Here is an 18,104-nt window from a genome sequence, read left to right as displayed (position 1 = left end):
CCGCTATGCAACAGGATAGCAACAATCTCCAACCCCCGCGAAGAATATGCGCTTTGGCAGATTGTTTTTGATCGCCGCGCTGCTCTTCCCCGCTCTGACTCCGCTCCCAAGTGCCGCCGAGGATGCGGTGAACACCCCCATCCTCTCGGTCACCCCCGAGCTGAACCAGCTTCAAAAGTGGCACGACAGCAATGGCGACACGGCCGACCCGTTCTGGGCGGACGACGATCAGCTTTACCATTTCATGTGTGATGGCCGCGGCTTCGGCACACAGGCCATGAACATTTGCTTCAACAAACTCACCGGGCCGGACCTATTGAGCCTCAAAGGCAGCCTCATCAATCCCATGGAGGAGTACGGCAAAGCAAACGCCACCGAACCGGATGGCGCCACATGGAAAGTGTGCGGCCAGGAATGCGTGGACGGCGTCTTCTATGCCTTCGTTGCCCGAAACATTTACGGCAATAAGTCGAAGGACCCCATCCTGCGCCAAACTTCATTTAATGCGAGCCTGATCAAATCCACGGACCGCGGGCAAACCTGGACTCGGAGCGCCTCGGAGAATTACAAATCTCCCATGTGGCCCGGGTCGCGCTTCGGCGCGCCTGGCTTCTTCCACTTCGGCAAGAACGGCGGTTCAGTGACGCGGGACCAGGCGGACAAGTTCGTTTACGCCCTGTCGAACAACGGCTTTTGGAATGGCGGCGATGATTTCATTCTCGCGCGAGTCCGGAGAAGCGCCCTGCCAAAACTGAACGCCGCTGACTGGCAGTATTATTCCGGCGGCAACTCGATGAACGAAGGTTCATGGCGCTCCGACATCACCCTGGCCAAACCCATTTTGAGCCTCCCGGGCAAGCTCGGCTGGACAGCGCCCGTGTTCATCCCCGCGCTCAATCGCTACCTCTTGGTCTCCTGGCACGTCACCCCGACGCTGAGAAAGTGGTTTGCTCCGAACGAGGTCGTTTACGAGTTTTACGATGCGCCCCACCCATGGGGGCCGTGGAATTACATTTCATCGTTCAGCGATCGGTTTCTTTCCACCGGCAACATGTACGGCCCCAACCTCTGCGCCAAGTACCAGGAGAAGCGCGGCGATGATGTGCTGCTTTCCCTGTTCACTTCAGGGTGCCAGTTCGAGGACAAACCGTCCGGCCTCTACAAGATGTGGCGCATCCCGCTGGTGCTTGGAACACGTCCTCGCCCTCACGCGACGCTCGTCAACGACGACCATCCGTTTGTTCGTTACTTCGGCAACTGGCAGGCCAGCACTAACCGCGGTTACCATGACTTCATGGATGATGTGCACGTGAGCGCGTCACCGGGAGATGCCGTCGAGTTGACCTTTAACAGCTCAGGTGTGGAATGGCTGACGGAGCGCTACAGCGACGAGGGAACCGCTGAGGTGTTTATTGACGGCGAACCGCGCGGCAAAGTGGACCTGAAGCTGGAAAACTGGCCGCGCCTGGCCCGAATTCCCGTATTCAGCGCCCAGGGTTTGGCCGATGGTCCTCACACCATCCGCATCGTGAACACAGGAACGAACTATGTGCTGATCGACGCTTTCTCGATCACGACACATCCAGCGACATCGCAACCGCGGCCATGAAGTTGTTAAACCATTTCAGACAATTCGTGACGGTTATCGGAGCGCGGACATTCTTGTCCGCCGTCGCGCGCATTGCCAACCTCCAGGCGGACAAGAATGTCCGCGCTCCCGACTTCGGCGAGTTCCAATGTGAGAGTCTGAGACGCGTACTCGGGGCGGTTATGGCCCTAATGGCCCTTGCCTACGTCCCTGCGCGCGGGGTGGGCTATGATACATTCGAACAACGAGCAGCGGCGGTGCGGGAAACGGTCGCCGCACTCAGCACAAATACCATCATCGCCAATTACAGCGATCAGCCGGGTTATGCGGCGGAAATCCTTTTCTTGAGCGGCCGGATTGAAGATGGCAATACCGTCATCAATCATTGCGCGAAAAACTATCTTCCGCAATTGCCCTACCCGGGTCCTGCGAATTTTCTCCAGCCCTGGTGCTCGATCATGCACTGCACCATGCGTTTCGGACATTATTATACTCCCGGCGTTAGCAACAATGTTCGCCAGGTAGTGCTCGGCATCGGTTCCGGGCTGTGGAATCAAAGCACAGCCAACCTGAGCCTGCTGGCAAAGACGATCCATTATTTCGGCACGCAGCTTTATGGAGACGTCCTCTCGGACGGCGTAAGCCACGCCGCCAATGGCGCATGGCTGGCAAACCGGTACGCGACGATTATCAACAGTGGCGTCAGCGAGTTCGCCTCGGTTCCTTACGGTGCTATGAACCTCATTCCCCTCATGGGCGTGGCAAAGTACTCGGATGACCCCTTGCTGCGCACCAAGGCGCTCATGGCTTACCAGGTTGGCATGGCACAGTATTCCGGCTTCTGGGTCGCCGGCTCCCCGGCGGTCTATTCTGGCCGGACCTATCCGGATACCTACACCCAAAGGCTTTATGGCGGGCCGGAGTTGATGTGGCTGCACTTCGGCGGAAGCATTCCCTCTTACCATGCCAGCGGCAACCGCACGGCCGCTTTCGCGGGGCTGGAACAGACTACCGATTTTGTGAACCGCCTTCCGGACTCGGTCATCAACGCCGCGACGGATCGCTCGCAACCGTTTGTCTGTCTCTCGCGAAACTACCACTTGTACCCTTGCACGTGGAACAACAAGCGCTACGGGGTGTTCTGCGTTCAAACAGACGGTTCCTCAGGCTGGCAAATGAAGCAGACCCACGGCGGCGGAGTGATGTGGATCGAACCGAACGCCAACAATTGGAATTTCCTGTGGGTGACAAGCCCGTTTGAGGACGACGGGACCGATCAGGGCCTCCATTGCCATGGCGTGCAGGACAACTGGACCCAATGGTTCCAACATGAGGGCACCCAGGTCATCATGGCTTCAACCAACGGATGGGGTCCGAACTTCTATCCTTATTTGCTTTGTTTCGTTCCTGGCAGTTACCAGGCGGTGATCAATGACAGCCGCACGGATGGCCGGTTGTACCTTGCCTACAACAACAATGTTCTCATCGCCATCAGCGCGATGGAACCGTTTGCCTGGGATCTTTCCACTGTGCCCTTCACCCAGTACTCGGCGTACAAACAGGGCGACAGCGAATTTCGCGTCTATAAAAACGCGGCCAACGGCATGGCGGGCATGGCGCTGGAAACTGCCTTGCCGGAGGAGTTCCCCGGCAACACCCCGCAGGAACGGTTGGCCGCCTTTCGTGCAGCGATCCTTCAGCGCGGCCCGCCCGTGCTTACGGGCTCAAATCAACAGACCATCGTCTATACAGATCGCTTCGGAAACACCCTGCAAAAAACACTCGCCGGCGATTCCTTCGTCAATGGCACAAACGTGAACATCGCCCGCAAATACAACTGCCCGCAGCTCCAGAATCCCTGGATGTCGCAACCAGTCGGGGGCGAGCTTTCCGTGCGGGATGGAACAAACGCCGTCTTTTATGATTCTCGCAACTGGGTGATCGCACAGGGAAAAGATTTCGGCCTTCGGGGCAGCGCTGTTGACAATCGGGCCGTGCTGTACTGGAAAAATCCCGGTCTGGGCCAGGCCGGATGGACCATCGAGATCAGTGAGGATAACACGAGCTTCTCTACCCTGGCCAACCTCGACGGGAACGCCACCAGTTATACGAACACCCAGGCGGAACAAAGCTGGTTTTGTTACCGCATCAAGCCTGCCGGCAGCGCGTGGCCGTCCAACTACTACTCCGCGCCCGTCCCTGTGCGGACCTATCCGCGGACCCCCTCCACCCTCCGCGCCACCGCTCAAAGCGACACATCAATCCGCCTGACGTGGATCGATGTCTCGAAAACCGAAGCCAGCTACATCATCGAATGGTCGGCCGATGGCGGGAATAACTGGTACAATTATTGGTCCGCGCCAGCCAACTCGTCCAGTTATACTGTCTCGAACCTTGCCAACGCCGCGGGGCATTTCTTTAGGGTGGGAGCCATCGATCCTTCTAACAGCAATTATCGCTCGTATTCCACGCCGGCAGGCACCCGGGCGCTGGCGGCTTTGTCGGGCACTTCCGTTTCCATGCCCGCTCTCTTCACGGCCATGACCGGCTCCAGCAACTCCGTCATCCTGAGTTGGGTGAACCTTGCGTCCGACGCCTCTCGGATCGTTGTCGAACGCTCGCCTGATGCCGCCAACTGGACCGTGCTTGCCAACAACCTTGCCCCAACTTCTACCTCCTACACCAACTCGGGGCTTGGTTCAGGCTCGACCTTTTATTACCGTATCAAGTGCGGCAAAGGAGCAACCGATTCAGCCTATACGGACGCGCTTGCAAGCTCCGCGTTGTCTTTGGTGTCGCCTTCCGGGTTGGCGGCAACCTCCGTCAGCAGCTCGACAATTCAGCTTTCATGGACCAACAACGCGGCGGGCGCCTCGGACTTGAGAGTGGAGCGTTCCACCGACTCGGTTGTTTGGACAACCAGCACGACGGCTGTTCCACCTGATTCGACTGCATGGTCTGACTGCGGCCTGTCGGAGGGCACTTTGTATTATTATCGCACTCGAAGCGCCTTCGGTACCAACGCCTCGCCGCCCTCCGCTGTGGCTTCCGCCAACACAAAACTGGGCACCCCGCTCAGCATCTGTGTTTATTCGAATTCGGCTGTGCGGGCCACGGTTTATTGGCTGGATAACTCCCAGAGCGAAACCAGCTATTCGGTCGAGCGCTGGGATAATATCAACGGGTGGGTGATTCTCGCGGCATCGCTCCCGGCCAATACGATCTCCTACGTCGACAACTCCTTTAACACCAGCACCGCCTACTTTTATCGCGTCAAAGCCGCTAACAGCTCAAACTCTTCCGATTATTCGGAGCCGGCTGCGCCGGACACGAAGTATATATGGCTGCAGGCTCCCACGGCCGCCACCGCAACAGCAGTGTCAGATACCGAAGTGCAATTGACGTGGACCGACAACGCCGTGACTGCCACCGCTAACCGCATCGCCCGCACCGCGGACGGCTTGAACTGGTTGGTAGTCGCCACTGTGCCCCCTTGCTGGAGTGGGTTCACGGGCCACACCTATACCGACTCCACTCTCGACGAGAACATTCGGTACACCTTTGCCATTCAAGCGGTGGGCGGTGTCAACCTCTCGGCGGCAGCCGCGGCGTCCGCCCTGACGAAACTGCATCCGCCGGCCAAATTCACCGCGCTTTCTGTTACCTCAAGTCAAAACGATTTATCCTGGGTTAACCAATCCCAGGTTGCTGAAGCGATCAAACTCGAACGCTCTCCTGATAATTCCACTTGGACTACGATCTCCACCACGCTCTCCCCGACGACGACCAATTACAGCGACAGCGGGCTATTGCAGGCGAGCTATTACTACCGCCTTACGGCCACAGTCTCCACCAACACATCCCCCGCGGTCCTGGCGCAATGCTCTGCCCTGCTGGCGCAGACACCGGCATATTTGACCGCCAGCACGAGCGACACCAACAGAATCCTTCTGACCTGGCTGGACGTTGCCGCCAATGAAACGGCCTATTCCGTTGAACGTTCGCCCAACGGCAGCAGCAACTGGTCGGTCCTCACCGTCGGACTGCCTCCGAACACGCAAAGCTATCTCGATCAGGCCCCGCTGGTCGCCACCAACTACTACCGCGTCCGCTGCCAGGCGTCCGGAGGAGCTTGGGGAGCATATTCGGCTATCGTGCGGGGGACGTGTGTGTTGCCTCCACCTCCGCCTACCATCGCCATTGCGGGATTGAGCAACAACCAACCGATGCTCCTCGTTGAGGGCGCCGTGGGCTTCACTTACACATTTGAGGGTTCCACGAACCTGCTGGATTGGGATAACCTCTACTCCACAGTGCCGTCGGCTTCGCCCTTCGGCTGGACCGATACGAACGCAACAAGTTATGCCCAACGGTTTTATCGAGTTCTCAGGTCCCCTTGAATGCCTGCACTGCCGATGGTGATGCGATCGAAGCAATTTCCCTTGCGGCTGTGCCTCCTGTTGCTCGTGCCTGCATGCCTGGCGTCATCTCCGCTCACAGGCTTCGCCACATCGAACAAGCCGAACCTTGTCCTGATCCTGTGCGACGACCTCGGCTACGGGGACGTTCACGCGCTTAATCCCGATCGAGGCAAAATACCAACTCCGAACATGGACCGCCTGGCGGCGCAGGGCATGGCCTTCACCGACGCCCACAGTGGCTCTTCCGTCTGCACGCCGACCCGGTATGGTATTCTGACCGGGCGCTACGCCTGGCGAACGCGGTTGCAGTCGGGGGTGCTTTATGGCTTCAGCCCGCCGCTGATCGAGGCAAAGCGCCTCACGCTGCCGCGTTTACTCCGGCAATCCGGCTACCGGACAGCCGCGATCGGTAAATGGCACCTTGGCCTCACCTTTGCCGCCACCCCAGGCGTCACGTTCGATGATTCCGACCGCGCCGTCCGGCACGGCCAGTTCGATCCGACCAGACCAATAGCGGACGGCCCTCTAACTCGTGGGTTCGATTTCTTCTTCGGCATCAGCGCCTCTCTGGATATGCCCCCGTTTGCTTACATCGAAGGCGACCGTTTCACCGAAGCCCCGGTCGCAACCAAGACTTGGTTGCGCTCGGGTCCGGCAGCGCCCGGTTTCGAGGCCGAAGCCGTGCTGCCCGAGATCACTCGACGAGCCGTCCAGTTCATCGACCACTCATCGACGAACCGGCAGCCCTTTTTCTTGTACCTCGCACTAACTTCCCCGCACACCCCGATCCTGCCGGCCAAAGAGTGGCAAGGAAAAAGCGGCTTAGGCCCCTACGGGGATTTCGTCATGGAAACCGATTGGGCGCTCGGCGAAATCATGGCTGCCCTCGACCGGGCGGGCCTTGCTGCCAACAGCCTATTGTTCTTCACCAGTGACAACGGCTGTTCTCCCGCCGCCAAGATCCCCCAGCTCGAAATCAAAGGGCACTTCCCGAGCTCCTGGTTCCGGGGCTACAAAGCGGACATTTTTGACGGCGGGCATCGCATTCCTTTGATCGCACGCTGGCCGGGGCGCACCAAACCGGGCAGTTCGTGCTCGCAGGTCGTTTCACTCTGCGATTTGATGGCCACCTGCGCTGACCTGCTGGGCGTGCCTCTGCCGCCGGATGCGGGTGAGGACAGCGCAAGCTTTCTGCCGCTGCTTTTGGGCGGCACCAACCCGCCTGCGCGAGAGGCGATCGTCCATCACTCGATCAACGGGTCCTTCGCCATTCGCAAGGAAGGCTTGAAACTTGTGCTCTGTCCCGATTCGGGCGGCTGGAGCGCTCCGACTCCAGGCGGCACAGAAGCCCGGAAGCTGCCAGCAATCCAGCTTTACAACATGGCCCGGGACATTTCAGAACGCACCAACGTCTGGCGTCAACATCCGGAGATCGTGACTCAACTTACGCAGTTGCTTGAGCGTTACATAAAGAACGGCCGCAGCACGCCGGGCGACCCCCAGCCGAATGACGTAACCGTGAGGAACAGGCATAAACGCCCCTAGAACGCAGAAGCTATGCGAACAATTCCTGAACTCCTGAAACTGCGGACATGGCGGTCGCTTCTTTTGTCACTCCTATTGGGGTTCCTCGCTCCCTTGCCAGTTCATGCCGCGCAGACCCCGGCCGATCCCGCTATCGGCGCTGCTTCACGCCCGAAGCTCCAGAGCATTCGCCGGATCGTCTTCCTTGGCGACAGTATCACACAGGCGGGGGACTACGTGACGGATGTGCAATGCTGGCTTTGCGCGCAGCGTGCAAATGTCGAAGTTCTGAACCTCGGACTGGGCAGCGAAACAGCAACAGACCTAACCCCGCAAGAAAACGCTTCGCACCTGGAAAAATTCGGGTTCGGACGCCCTTTCTTGAGCGAGCGCCTCGACCGTGTATTGGAAGCGGCTAAGCCGGACCTCCTGTTCGCCTGCTACGGGATGAACGATGGGAGCAACCTCCCCTCAGACGCCTCCGGGGATAGGCGCTTTGCGAACGCGATCACTCGCCTGCGAGAATCCGCCCTGCGCAGCGGGGTGAAGCGGGTTGTGATTTGCACCCCGCCGGTTCACGATGCCCGGCAACACCCCGGCCTCCAGCCGCACGATGAAAGCCTGACGCGCTACACCTCATGGCTTCTATCCAGGCGTGCTTCCGGCTGGGATGTGGTTGATATCCACACCCCGATGCGCCGGAGCCTGGACGAAGGCCGATCCAGTGACCCGTCCTTCATGTACGCCCAGGACGGCGTGCATCCTGACCGCCGGGGGCACTGGATCATGGCCCGCGAGATTCTTAAGCAGTTCTTCGGTGCGGATCTGAAGGGTGCAACGCGAGCGGAAGAACTCTTTCCGGTGCATGGCCCGGAAATACGCAAATTGATTTCGAAACGATCAAAGCTTCTCTTCGACGCGTGGATGACCGAACTCACACACACCCGTCCCGGCGTTCCTGGCGGCCCCGGCGCAAAGCCGGGGGCGCTCACCGTTTGCCAGGCGCAGGCCCGAGCTGTGGAAATCACCGCCGAGATTGTCCGGCTGCGCTGCAATACCAATTCTCCGAGCGCCCTCTCTAATGAACATGCGATTCCAGCCGGTAAACTCGAGGGTTCGGAAACGTTAACACATAAAAACGAAATATGACAAAACTATGGATGGCGTTCATGGTCGCAGCTGCGGTCGGAACGATGAGGGTTGAAATTCAGGCTGAGGAACCAAATGAAACACAGCAACAGCGCGACGCCCGCATGAGCTGGTGGCGCACCGCTAAATTCGGAATGTTCATCCATTGGGGCGTCTACTCCGTTCCGGCCGGCTTTTACCAGGGCAAGCCCGTAGGCGGCATCGGCGAATGGATTATGCTCCGCGGCAAAATCCCCTGCGCCGAGTACAAGGCATACGCCAAGGAATTCAACCCCGTGAAATATGATGCCGAGACGTGGGTCAAGCTGGCCAAAGATGCGGGCATGAAATACATCGTGATCACTTCCAAGCATCACGACGGCTTCGCGATGTTCTGCTCGAAGGCGAGCAAGTGGAATATTTGCGATGCCAGCCCGTACGGACGCGATCCTCTTAAAGATCTCGCAGAAGCCTGCCGCAAGCACAACATCAAACTCGGCTTCTACTACTCGCAGGCCCAGGATTGGATGAATGGCGGCTCGACGGGGGGACGCCGATGGGATCCCGCCCAGGAACGCGACATGGATGAATACATCGATCAAGTGGCGGTTCCCCAGGTGCGTGAAATTCTGTCCAACTACGGTCCCGACATTCCTGCCGTGCTTTGGTGGGACACCCCCAGGGACATAAATCCATCTCGCGCCGAGCGCCTGGCCAGGGTGGCCCGCGAGCTAAGACCGCAAATCATCACCAACAACCGCCTGGGCGGAGGCTACAAGGGCGATACGGAAACCCCGGAACAGTACATACCGCCGCAGGGCTATCCGGGGCGTGATTGGGAGACCTGCATGACGATCAACGATACCTGGGGCTTCAAGCGCGATGACCACGACTGGAAATCCACTGAGACACTTATTCGCAACCTGGTGGATATCGCCAGCAAGGGCGGCAACTATCTGTTGAATGTTGGCCCCACCTCGGAAGGCCTAATCCCTCAGCCGAGCATCGAGCGCCTGGAACAAGTGGGTAAATGGATGCGGGTAAATGGCGAGGCCATTTACGGCAGCGGTCCCACTCCGTTCGGCGCCGAAGCGGGGGCGTTCAGTGAGACCGAGAAGGACAAGCATGGCAAACCTGCCTTTAAGCCCGCTTGGGTGTGGCGTTGCACAACGAAACCAGGAAAGTTGTTTGTGCACCTCTTCCAATGGCCCGCCGGCCAATTCGAAATCCCCGGCCTGATGAGCAAAGTGACCAAGGCGTACTTGCTCGCCGACGCTGGTCGCAAACCGATCAAAGTAACTCAATCCGAACGCGGCACGACCCTGGCGCTGGCAGCCAAAGCCCCCGATCCCATCGCTTCGGTCATTGTTGTGGAAATTCAGGATAAGGCCGCGCGGCTCGCGTCCAAATAGTAACTGTGTTTCCGTTACTACGGCTTTTTGCATTCGTGGCCTTGCTGCTGCCTGCGCGGGCGGCTGTTAGCGGCACCGAAATCGAAAAGCGTCCGGCACTTGGATCGCCCCCCGGAATGAGGTCCGGGGGGCGAGTATTGCTCGACGGCCATACATCCGCCGAACGCGCCCGGACCCTCGTGCGATACGTCGCTTCATGCAGGCCGAACCGCGAGCAGGAGACTTACCCAAAAGCGTCCGCCCCGATCTATGCCGCGCGCTTGTTGCTTAATGTAGAGACGAAAGATGCGCTTGCAAAGCTCGACGCCGCCGTCACACGCCAAATCGCCAAGGCGCGAGACGGTTCATCTGAACCCGCAAATCCCCTGAATCCGTCCGCCCTGGATCCCTTTGACAAGGTTGCGCTGATCAACACCTATTTCCTTTGCAAGAGCAAAATACCGCCGGCTACGGCACGCAAGATCCGCGATTACACCGCGCTTTATGAGCACAAGGTTTGGCGCGGCTACGGCGCAATGAATTACCGGCTGATGATGGACGGCTCCGGCTTCCTCGCCGCCGAGGAGTGGCCGGAACTGGTGGACACCGACGGACTGGACGCCGCTGGAATACGCAAAGCCACCCAGGAGCGGTTGTTCCGCTACTTCGATGGTATTTGCCGGCGCAACTTCGACGAATACGGCGCTCCTATCTATCTTGCCGTGAATCTGTCCGCAATGCGGATGCTCGCCGAGTTCGCGCGGGAACCTGAGATGCGCAAACGCGCCACCCTCACACTCGACGCGATGCTGCTGGACGTCGCTTGCACTTGGAACCAGGGTTACAATATCGGCTCAGCCTCGCGCGCCAAATATTGGTATTCCACGGACACCAGCCCGGACTCGATGGCCTCCACAGCCGCTGCGGCTTGGGTTTTCTTTGGCGCGTTCCGACCGATCTCCGCCTCTGGCACCGGTTGGCAGCATTCGTTTTGGATGGCCGCTCCCGGCCATTACAAAGTCCCCGATCTTATCGTGCAAATTGCGCAGGATCGCTCCCGCCCGTTCGTTCACGAGGCGTCCGTGCCGGCCCTTGGCTCCGCCGAAATTCGCAGGACCACCTTTCATTCCTTTACCTGCAGCCTCGCCAGTCAATGGGATCACCCGCCGGATTTCACCTCCGGCATTTACAAGGAGAGCCGCCGCAACCTGCTGAAATGGGTTTCCGACAAGCCGTCCTCGACGTTTGCTGTTTGCATGGAGAATCCATATCGCCCCTACAAACTGCAGGAGGGGCGCGCGAACGATCTGGGCTACGGTGAAAATCCGTTCAGTCAGTACCTCCAGCATGAGGGCACTTTGATCGGTCTCTATTCGGTGCCGGAGCATTACCCATACTACAAGCTTTACGCCCCGTTCACCACCCGCGGCGCGATCCTCAAGCGCATCGAGCGTTCGGGGTGGGTCTTCTGCCACAACGGCGCCATGCTCATGGCCTTTCACTGCGTTAAGCCGCACACCTGGAGCAAGCAACGCTGGAGCAACAACGATTTGCTTTGGTGCGACGCGCGGAAGAACGGTTGGGTCCTGGAAACCGCCGAGTTAAAGCATTTCGCCGGCGGTGGGGTGGATGCGGAACTGAATCGCTTCGCCCAGGCCATGCTCGCCAGCACAACGGTCGATGCTACAGGCATTGATCAATCGCAACCGCGGCTCGCCTACACCTCACTTTCGGGACACCAGCTCGACCTTACCTGGCTGCCTCACAGTGCAGCCTACACAAATCAGGCCAGGATCAATGGGCAACCGGTTGACTACTTGGGATGGCCTCTCCTGCGGAACACCTGGGTCTACCAGCAGACTAACAGCCCGAACCTCAAAATCGAGTATGGCGGCCAGGTTCTTCAGTACGACTTCGGCAACTGGACGCGTAGCGACGACAATCATCCGGCCAGCCACCCACATGAACCCCAACAGTAGCGTCCAACTTACTGGTCGCCTGTGCAGGATCACCTTCTGGATACTGGCGACAGTTTCTCCCGGCGTCGGCGCAGATACCAATGAACCTGCACTCCTCACCCCTCGCCCTCCAAGGCAACCGCAGATCAATGGCCCGACGGTGTACGGCGCACGGCCAGGCCACCCTTTCCTTTACCGCATTCCTTGCACGGGAGAGCGTCCCATCAACTTCTCTGCCGACCGGCTTCCCCAAAGCCTGAACCTCGACCCAGCCAAAGGGATCATTAGCGGCACAACCCCCGCGCGCGGCACCTACGACCTGATCCTAAAAGCCAAGAACGCCTTCGGCCACAGCGAACGCAAATTCAGAGTTGTTTCCGGCGACAAACTCGCCCTCACTCCTCCGATGGGGTGGAACTCGTGGTACGTCCACTTCAACCGTGTGACAGATCAAGCGGTGCGCGCGGCTGCCGACGCTCTGATCTCCAGCGGGATGGCCGACGTTGGTTACCAATATGTGTGTATCGACGACTGCTGGATGAATGCCCAGGCCCTTCAGAAGTACATGCCGGATCCTCGCCGCGTCGGCCCGCTCCGAGACCGGGACGGCAATTTGCTGCCAAACGCCTGCTTCCCCGACATGCCGGCGCTAACCCACTACATCCACAGGTTGGGCCTCAAGGCAGGCATCTACAGTTCCCCCGGCCCGAATACATGCTGTGGGTTGGCCGGGTCCTGGCAGCATGAAGAGCAGGATGCTGCCCGCTTTGCCTCCTGGGGATTCGACTTTCTCAAGTACGACTGGTGCTCTTACGGCCGCATCGCGGGCAAAGCACCATCCCTCGAGGCAATGAAGAAGCCGTTCGCCTTGATGGGCGGCGCGCTGCAGCGCCAACCCCGGGATCTGGTTTACAACCTCTGCCAGTACGGCATGGGCAATGTGTGGGAATGGGGCGCGGAGGTCGGCGGCAACTGCTGGCGCACGGCCGGTGACCTCGGCTTTGACTTGGAGCGGTTTGTGCAGGTTGCACTGACCAATGCTGAGCACGGCGCGTGGTCTCGTCCTGGCGCGTGGAACGACCCCGACTACCTGCAAATCGGTTGGATCGGCAGACAGCAAGGCACCAACTTCACTGACCCCAAGCCTTGCCCCCTGACCCCGGACGAGCAATACGCATACATGTCGCTCTGGTGCTTAATGGCTGCACCCCTGTTCTTTAGCGGCGACCCGGCCCGCTTGGACCCACTCACATTGAGCGTCCTGTGTAATCCCGAGGTCATCGCTGTGGACCAGGATCCTCTCGGCTGTTCAGCGCGGGTCGTCAGATTGAGCGGCGGCGCCTTCGCCATGGTGAAAAACCTCGAAGACGAGTCTAAAGCGGTGGGCTTGTTCAATGCTGGTGCATTGCCTGCCACCCTCGTGGCGCGATGGCGCGAGCTCGGCCTCTCGGGACCGCAGGCGGCGCGCGATCTCTGGCGGCAAAAGGACTGTGGTCCAGTGCGCGACCCGCTGACCTTCACGGTTCCCGCACGAGGCGTGGTTCTCCTTCGTTGCCAGCCTCTTTAACCAGGTCCCAAGGCTCCCATGCTCTCAATCACCTCCAAGCGTCCCCTGCGCCTCAGGCCAGCACAGCCACGGTATTTCAGCAGGCAAATATCCGAAGCGCAGCGCTTTTTCCTTCACCTGAATCCCGCGCCCGGGCCGGGCATCAGGGTGGTGAGCGGCGGCTGTGAACACTGCCGCCCCGACTACACGATACGCCGCCACGCCTTCCCGTTTACAACAGTAGAGTTTGTCGCTGGAGGCGCAGGAGAGCTTTGGCTGGCAGGCCGTGAGTACGTCCTCTCACCGGGAATTGCTTTCCTCTACGGCCGGAACACCCCTCATCGCATCTCCTCCGATCCAGGCAACCCGCTCGTGAAGTACTTCGTCGCGTTCGGCGGAAAGCACGCGGATGCACTGATGCACGAGTGCCAGCTCGCCCCCGGCAAGGTCCTTCGCGTCTCCGAGCCGCAGCAGATCCAGCGCGTCTTTGATGACCTGATTCGGCATGGATGGAGCGACCACTCAAACCGGGCCCGGATGTGCAGTGTGGCGCTACAGTACCTCCTGATGAAGATTGGCGACTTGGCGCTGCCATGCGGAAGCACGATCCGCGGGGCTTTCGCCACTTACTGCAAATGCCGCCGCTACATCGAGCAACACTATGCCCACATCCAAAGCGCCCGGGATGCGGCCATAGCATGCCACGTCGACCTGTCGTATCTGTGCCGGTTATTTCAGCGGTTCGGGCGTGAACGTCCAACCCGCTACCTTCGGCATTTGCGGCTTAATCGAGCCGCGGAGCTGCTTCACGCCGGGTGCCCCATAAAGGAGGTAGCTGCCGAATTGGGCTTCACCGATTCCTTCAGCTTCTCCCGCGCATTTCGGCGCACCTTTGGGCTTCCGCCCGGCCGGTTTCAGGCCAGCGCAAGCTGATCACCCGTAGAGCGCGCCGAAGTTCTGGCAGGCCCGGAAGTCCGCGCCTTGGGAGTCCTGGGCGCCAAACAACCCCCACGCGCTGGGCCGGAACACGTCCTTCTCCTGAACGTTGTGCATCGCCACTGGAATCCGCAGAGTCGAAGCGAGCGCAATCAGGTCCGCGCCAATGTGGCCGTAGCTGATGGCGCCATGGTTGGCGCTCCAGTTGTTCATCACATTGTAAGCGTCCGCGAAGGTGCCCGACCCGCTGAGCCGCGGCACAAACCACGTCGTCGGCCAGGTCGGGTTCGTCCGCTCATTGAGCAGAGCGTGAACCCTGGCCGGAACCTCCACCGACCAGCCTTCGACTAATTGCAGCACCGGGCCGAGACCTTTCACCAAGCTGATGCGGCTCATGGTCAGCGGCATGCCGCCCTTCGAGAGGTAGCAGGAAGAGAACCCGCCGCCGCGGAAGTACTCCAGAATCGCCGAGGGCCAGGTCGTTGCCTTCAGGCATCTCTCAACCTCATCAGGTGAGATTTCCCAGAAGGGTTTGAGCGCTGGCCGGCCGTTGCGTCGCTGCTGGCCGGTCCCGTCCAGCGTGGCGGCGCCGGAGTTGATCAGGTGAATCAATCCTCCCGCAGCCTGCCCAGTAAGCCTGTGCCCGGTAACCCGCTTCACGGCTTCCGGACTCCAATAGGTCCGAACATCGGCGAAAATTTGTGCCGTGTTGGTCAGCAAATATCCAAAGAGCATGCAGGCGCCGTTGAGGCTGTCGTTCTCCGTTGCCAGAATCACTGGCGGGCGGATGCCGTTCCAGTCGAAGGACGAGTTGAGGATCGCCTCGGTGAAATCGCCGTTGGGGAAGTGATCGGTCCAGTGCCGCTGCCCCTGGAATCCCCCGACGATCGCATTGTGCCCGAGCGCCTCCTCGCCGAAGCCCAGCTTCGCCAGTTGCGGATTGCCCAGCATCAGGTCGCGCACGATCATCGTCATCTTCACCACCGTCTGCCAATCCTTGGTCTTTGCCTCCGTATTTCGGCGAGAGCCCGGAGGATTGTAGTCCTTGCCCGACTTGCACTTCTCTTTTACCCACGCCAGCGCCCGCTCGAATTCAGCGACGTCGTAAATCCGCTCTTCGATTCGTCGTACGATCTCGGTCATATCAACCGCCTCGACGCGGATGCCCAGGTATTCCTCGAAAAAGTTCTGGTCCACAATGGACCCGGCAATCCCCATGGAAACACCACCCAGGGAGAGGTAAGACTTGCCTTTCATGATAGCGGTGGCCAAGCCGGCACGGGCAAACGCTAATATCTTGCGCTGGACGTCCGCCGGCACCGTGGAGTCGCCCCTGTCCTGCACATCGCGGCCGTAGATGCCGAACGCCGGCAGCCCTTTCTGGTTGTGCCCCGCCAGCACGGCCGCGAGGTAAACAGCGCCCGGTCGTTCCGTGCCGTTGAACCCCCACACGGCTTTAGGTATGAGCGGGTCCATGTCCATCGTCTCGCTCCCGTAGCACCAACAGGGAGTCACCGTCAGGGAAACGCCAACGTTTTCCCGCCGGAATTTCTCGCCGCAAGCGGCCGCCTCCGCCACCCCTCCGATACACGTGTCAGCGATGACACATCCCACCGCCTGCCCATTCGGATACCGAAGGTTCTGGGAAATAGACTTGGCCGCGACGTGGGCCATGCTCATCACCTGCTTTTCGAGCGACTCGCGCACGCCCTTGCGGCGGCCATCGATCGTGGGACGAATGCCAACTTTGGGAAACGATTGATCTGCTAACGCGCTGATCTTCATAGCCCCGGAGCCTATCTGGAGACCGGGTGGGAGTTAATGGCCCCAGTTGACCAGGCTATGTCAGTTATTGACCTGCCGCCACCCCCACGCGCGCCCTTGGAAACGAGGAAGTCCCTCTCCAACGCACCCGCATTGGCCCGTCCGGCCAGGACCCGCTACGTTCGGGCGCGTTTACGATGCAGCAGTCGCGCCAGCCCCCCTTTCCCCCAGCAGGCTGGCACGCCTGCTGCAACCATTGGAATGCGCCCTGCCACTCGCTCCGGACAAAGGCAAAGTTAGATGAAACGACTCCTTCGGGCTGTCGAGCGTCTCGGGTTTTCCTACGCGTCCAGCGCTGCCCGCGGCCCTACCGACCTGAAAATGCTCTCTCAAGAAAAAAGTGTGAGAGAGCATTTTCAGGTCGGTAGGGCCGCTAGGCGTTGGCATCTCCTGGTCGGCGTTCGTTGGCAGCGTTTCCAGTGTCGCGTTGCTGGGTTCTATTTCCAGCGCGTTTCGTTGCCGGTGCAGTTCTGGCGGGCGTGCGGTTGTCCTCCTCAGTTCCGCCCTCGTCTCCCGTGGTGGCAGCCGTTGGTCTGGCGGTGGCTCGTTCTTTCCGGTTGGCAGCGTTAGGCGTCCGTGCCGACGCGTTACGCGACTTCCAACAAAACCTCGGGATGTCGCGCGGCAATCTTCAGCAACACCTTCGCCGGCCCGGTCGGCATCCGACGCCCCTGCTCCCAATTCTGTAACGTGTCGGCGCTGATGCCTAAGATCGCCGCAAACTTCGACTGCGACAAACCCAGCTTCCCACGAACGCGCACAACGTTGGACGCCGGGTTCACGTGAAACACCCGGCCGGGCTTCAACTGTCCGCGCTTGATCAGATTTGCCTCGCGCAGGCTCTGCTTCAACTCTTCAAAAAGTTCCTTTTTCATAACTCAAACTCCACAACCAATCTTCTCAGTTGCTTGATTTCATCGTGCGACAAGTCGTCACGCTCGCTTTTCGGATAGGCCACGAGGAGCCAAATTTGATCGTCAGCGGTCTGCCAGTAATAAATGACTCGCAGCCCGCCGCGCTTGCCACGTCCACTGCCCGCCCAACGCAACTTGCGCAGGCCCCCGCCGCCTGGAATGACTTTGCCCCAGTCAGGACGCAGTGCCAGCGCGAGCTGCAACTTTGCATACTCGTCGTCATCCATCAGTTTCCCGATCAACCGCGTGAACGTAGGCGTCTCAACAAATTCCACACACAGCATAATACGCCACTGGCGTATAGTGTCAACACCCCGCTCACCAGAATCACGAAACACCAGCGCGCACGACGAGAACCAAGCTCCGCTTGGTCTCGACGTGCGCTCAGACCGACTCAGATCACCAGATCTCGGTAACGCCAGCCACACCGCCCGTGGCGGAGTGGCCAACCCGGAGGACGACTTCGCTCGCCGTGCTCGCTCCGTCGGGACGGAGTCAGCTCACTAACGCTCGACGAACCATCAGTTCGCCCTCCGCTGCCCGGCCCTGAAGGCCGTGCGGCTACGGGCTCAAAGCCTCGAAACGAAGCCAACCGAACCGTTCGAACGCCAACTCCCGCGTCCAACCTTTTGTATCCGTTCCTACGTCCCACCCGCTCCGGCGCTTGCGGCCCTTCGGGTGCTTCGGGGCCGGCAGGCCGCGCCCCCTTAACCCCCGCGGCCAGCGCCCCTCGCAGGCTCCGCTAACACCCCCCTCCCCCCAAAAGTCACCGCTTCGCGCAAAATGGAGGGGGGAGGGGGGCACGCTCCGCCCCGCTCAGAGAGCCCTTCCCCCGAAAAAGTGGACACCGGATCTTGGGTCTGAGAGAAAGGCA

General features: G+C 59.9%; 11 protein-coding genes. 8 read left to right on the top strand and 3 right to left on the bottom strand.

Annotated features, from left to right (window positions below):
* Window positions 1-46: 46 nt before the first annotated feature.
* The 8 genes from P5205_21010 to P5205_20975 all read left to right on the top strand — a co-directional run bounded on the left by P5205_21010 (window position 47) and on the right by P5205_20975 (window position 14,489).
* Window positions 47-1,609 (top strand): hypothetical protein, encoded by a 1,563-nt coding sequence (locus P5205_21010; GenBank protein ID HSA12844.1) that lies wholly within the window; start codon window positions 47-49, stop codon window positions 1,607-1,609.
* On the top strand, window positions 1,606-5,988 hold the full coding sequence (locus P5205_21005) for a fibronectin type III domain-containing protein (protein ID HSA12843.1): 4,383 nt from the start codon (window positions 1,606-1,608) through the stop codon (window positions 5,986-5,988). Before P5205_21010 ends, P5205_21005 begins: the two co-directional genes overlap by 4 nt.
* Before the next feature lie 21 nt (window positions 5,989-6,009).
* Entirely contained in the window at window positions 6,010-7,554 is a 1,545-nt protein-coding gene (locus P5205_21000; GenBank protein HSA12842.1) for an arylsulfatase, read from the top strand.
* Between the two features lie 75 nt (window positions 7,555-7,629).
* On the top strand, window positions 7,630-8,682 hold the full coding sequence (locus P5205_20995) for an SGNH/GDSL hydrolase family protein (protein HSA12841.1): 1,053 nt from the start codon (window positions 7,630-7,632) through the stop codon (window positions 8,680-8,682).
* Window positions 8,679-10,073, top strand: coding sequence for an alpha-L-fucosidase (locus P5205_20990; GenBank protein HSA12840.1), 1,395 nt, complete (start codon window positions 8,679-8,681; stop codon window positions 10,071-10,073). Before P5205_20995 ends, P5205_20990 begins: the two co-directional genes overlap by 4 nt.
* 5 nt (window positions 10,074-10,078) lie before the next feature.
* Window positions 10,079-12,031, top strand: a complete 1,953-nt coding sequence (locus tag P5205_20985; protein HSA12839.1) for a hypothetical protein — start codon at window positions 10,079-10,081, stop codon at window positions 12,029-12,031.
* Window positions 12,015-13,577, top strand: a complete 1,563-nt coding sequence (locus tag P5205_20980; protein HSA12838.1) for a putative Ig domain-containing protein — start codon at window positions 12,015-12,017, stop codon at window positions 13,575-13,577. The genes P5205_20985 and P5205_20980 overlap by 17 nt, the downstream gene beginning before the upstream one ends.
* 18 nt (window positions 13,578-13,595) lie before the next feature.
* On the top strand, window positions 13,596-14,489 hold the full coding sequence (locus P5205_20975; GenBank protein ID HSA12837.1) for an AraC family transcriptional regulator: 894 nt from the start codon (window positions 13,596-13,598) through the stop codon (window positions 14,487-14,489).
* Here the strand turns inward: P5205_20975 and P5205_20970 are convergent, their stop codons facing one another.
* The 3 genes from P5205_20970 to P5205_20960 all read right to left on the bottom strand — a co-directional run bounded on the left by P5205_20970 (window position 14,490) and on the right by P5205_20960 (window position 17,505).
* Window positions 14,490-16,277, bottom strand: a complete 1,788-nt coding sequence (locus tag P5205_20970) for an L-fucose isomerase (GenBank protein ID HSA12836.1) — start codon at window positions 16,275-16,277, stop codon at window positions 14,490-14,492. It lies immediately after the preceding gene.
* Between the two features lie 626 nt (window positions 16,278-16,903).
* Window positions 16,904-17,191: a NadS family protein gene (nadS, locus tag P5205_20965; GenBank protein ID HSA12835.1), complete on the bottom strand. Its 288-nt coding sequence runs from the start codon at window positions 17,189-17,191 to the stop codon at window positions 16,904-16,906.
* Complete coding sequence (locus P5205_20960) at window positions 17,188-17,505, bottom strand: type II toxin-antitoxin system RelE/ParE family toxin (protein ID HSA12834.1); 318 nt, start codon at window positions 17,503-17,505, stop codon at window positions 17,188-17,190. The genes nadS and P5205_20960 overlap by 4 nt, the downstream gene beginning before the upstream one ends.
* Window positions 17,506-18,104 lie beyond the last annotated feature (599 nt).

The sequence above is a fragment of the Candidatus Paceibacterota bacterium genome (genome assembly GCA_035452965.1).
Classification (GTDB): Bacteria; Verrucomicrobiota; Verrucomicrobiia; order Limisphaerales; family UBA8199; genus UBA8199.
Note: the sequence above shows the minus strand (reverse complement) of the source record. Positions and strands in the feature narration are given on the sequence as shown.

Bases quoted from the DNA above. Each gene is read 5' to 3' on its own strand.
- P5205_21010 (HSA12844.1), top strand. From the start codon at position 47: ATGCGCTTTGGCAGATTGTTTTTGATCGCCGCGCTGCTCTTCCCCGCT.
- P5205_21005 (HSA12843.1), top strand. From the start codon at position 1,606: ATGAAGTTGTTAAACCATTTCAGACAATTCGTGACGGTTATCGGAGCG.
- P5205_21000 (HSA12842.1), top strand. From the start codon at position 6,010: ATGCGATCGAAGCAATTTCCCTTGCGGCTGTGCCTCCTGTTGCTCGTG.
- P5205_20990 (HSA12840.1), top strand. From the start codon at position 8,679: ATGACAAAACTATGGATGGCGTTCATGGTCGCAGCTGCGGTCGGAACG.
- P5205_20980 (HSA12838.1), top strand. From the start codon at position 12,015: ATGAACCCCAACAGTAGCGTCCAACTTACTGGTCGCCTGTGCAGGATC.
- P5205_20975 (HSA12837.1), top strand. From the start codon at position 13,596: ATGCTCTCAATCACCTCCAAGCGTCCCCTGCGCCTCAGGCCAGCACAG.
- P5205_20970 (HSA12836.1), bottom strand. From the start codon at position 16,277: ATGAAGATCAGCGCGTTAGCAGATCAATCGTTTCCCAAAGTTGGCATT.
- nadS (HSA12835.1), bottom strand. From the start codon at position 17,191: ATGAAAAAGGAACTTTTTGAAGAGTTGAAGCAGAGCCTGCGCGAGGCA.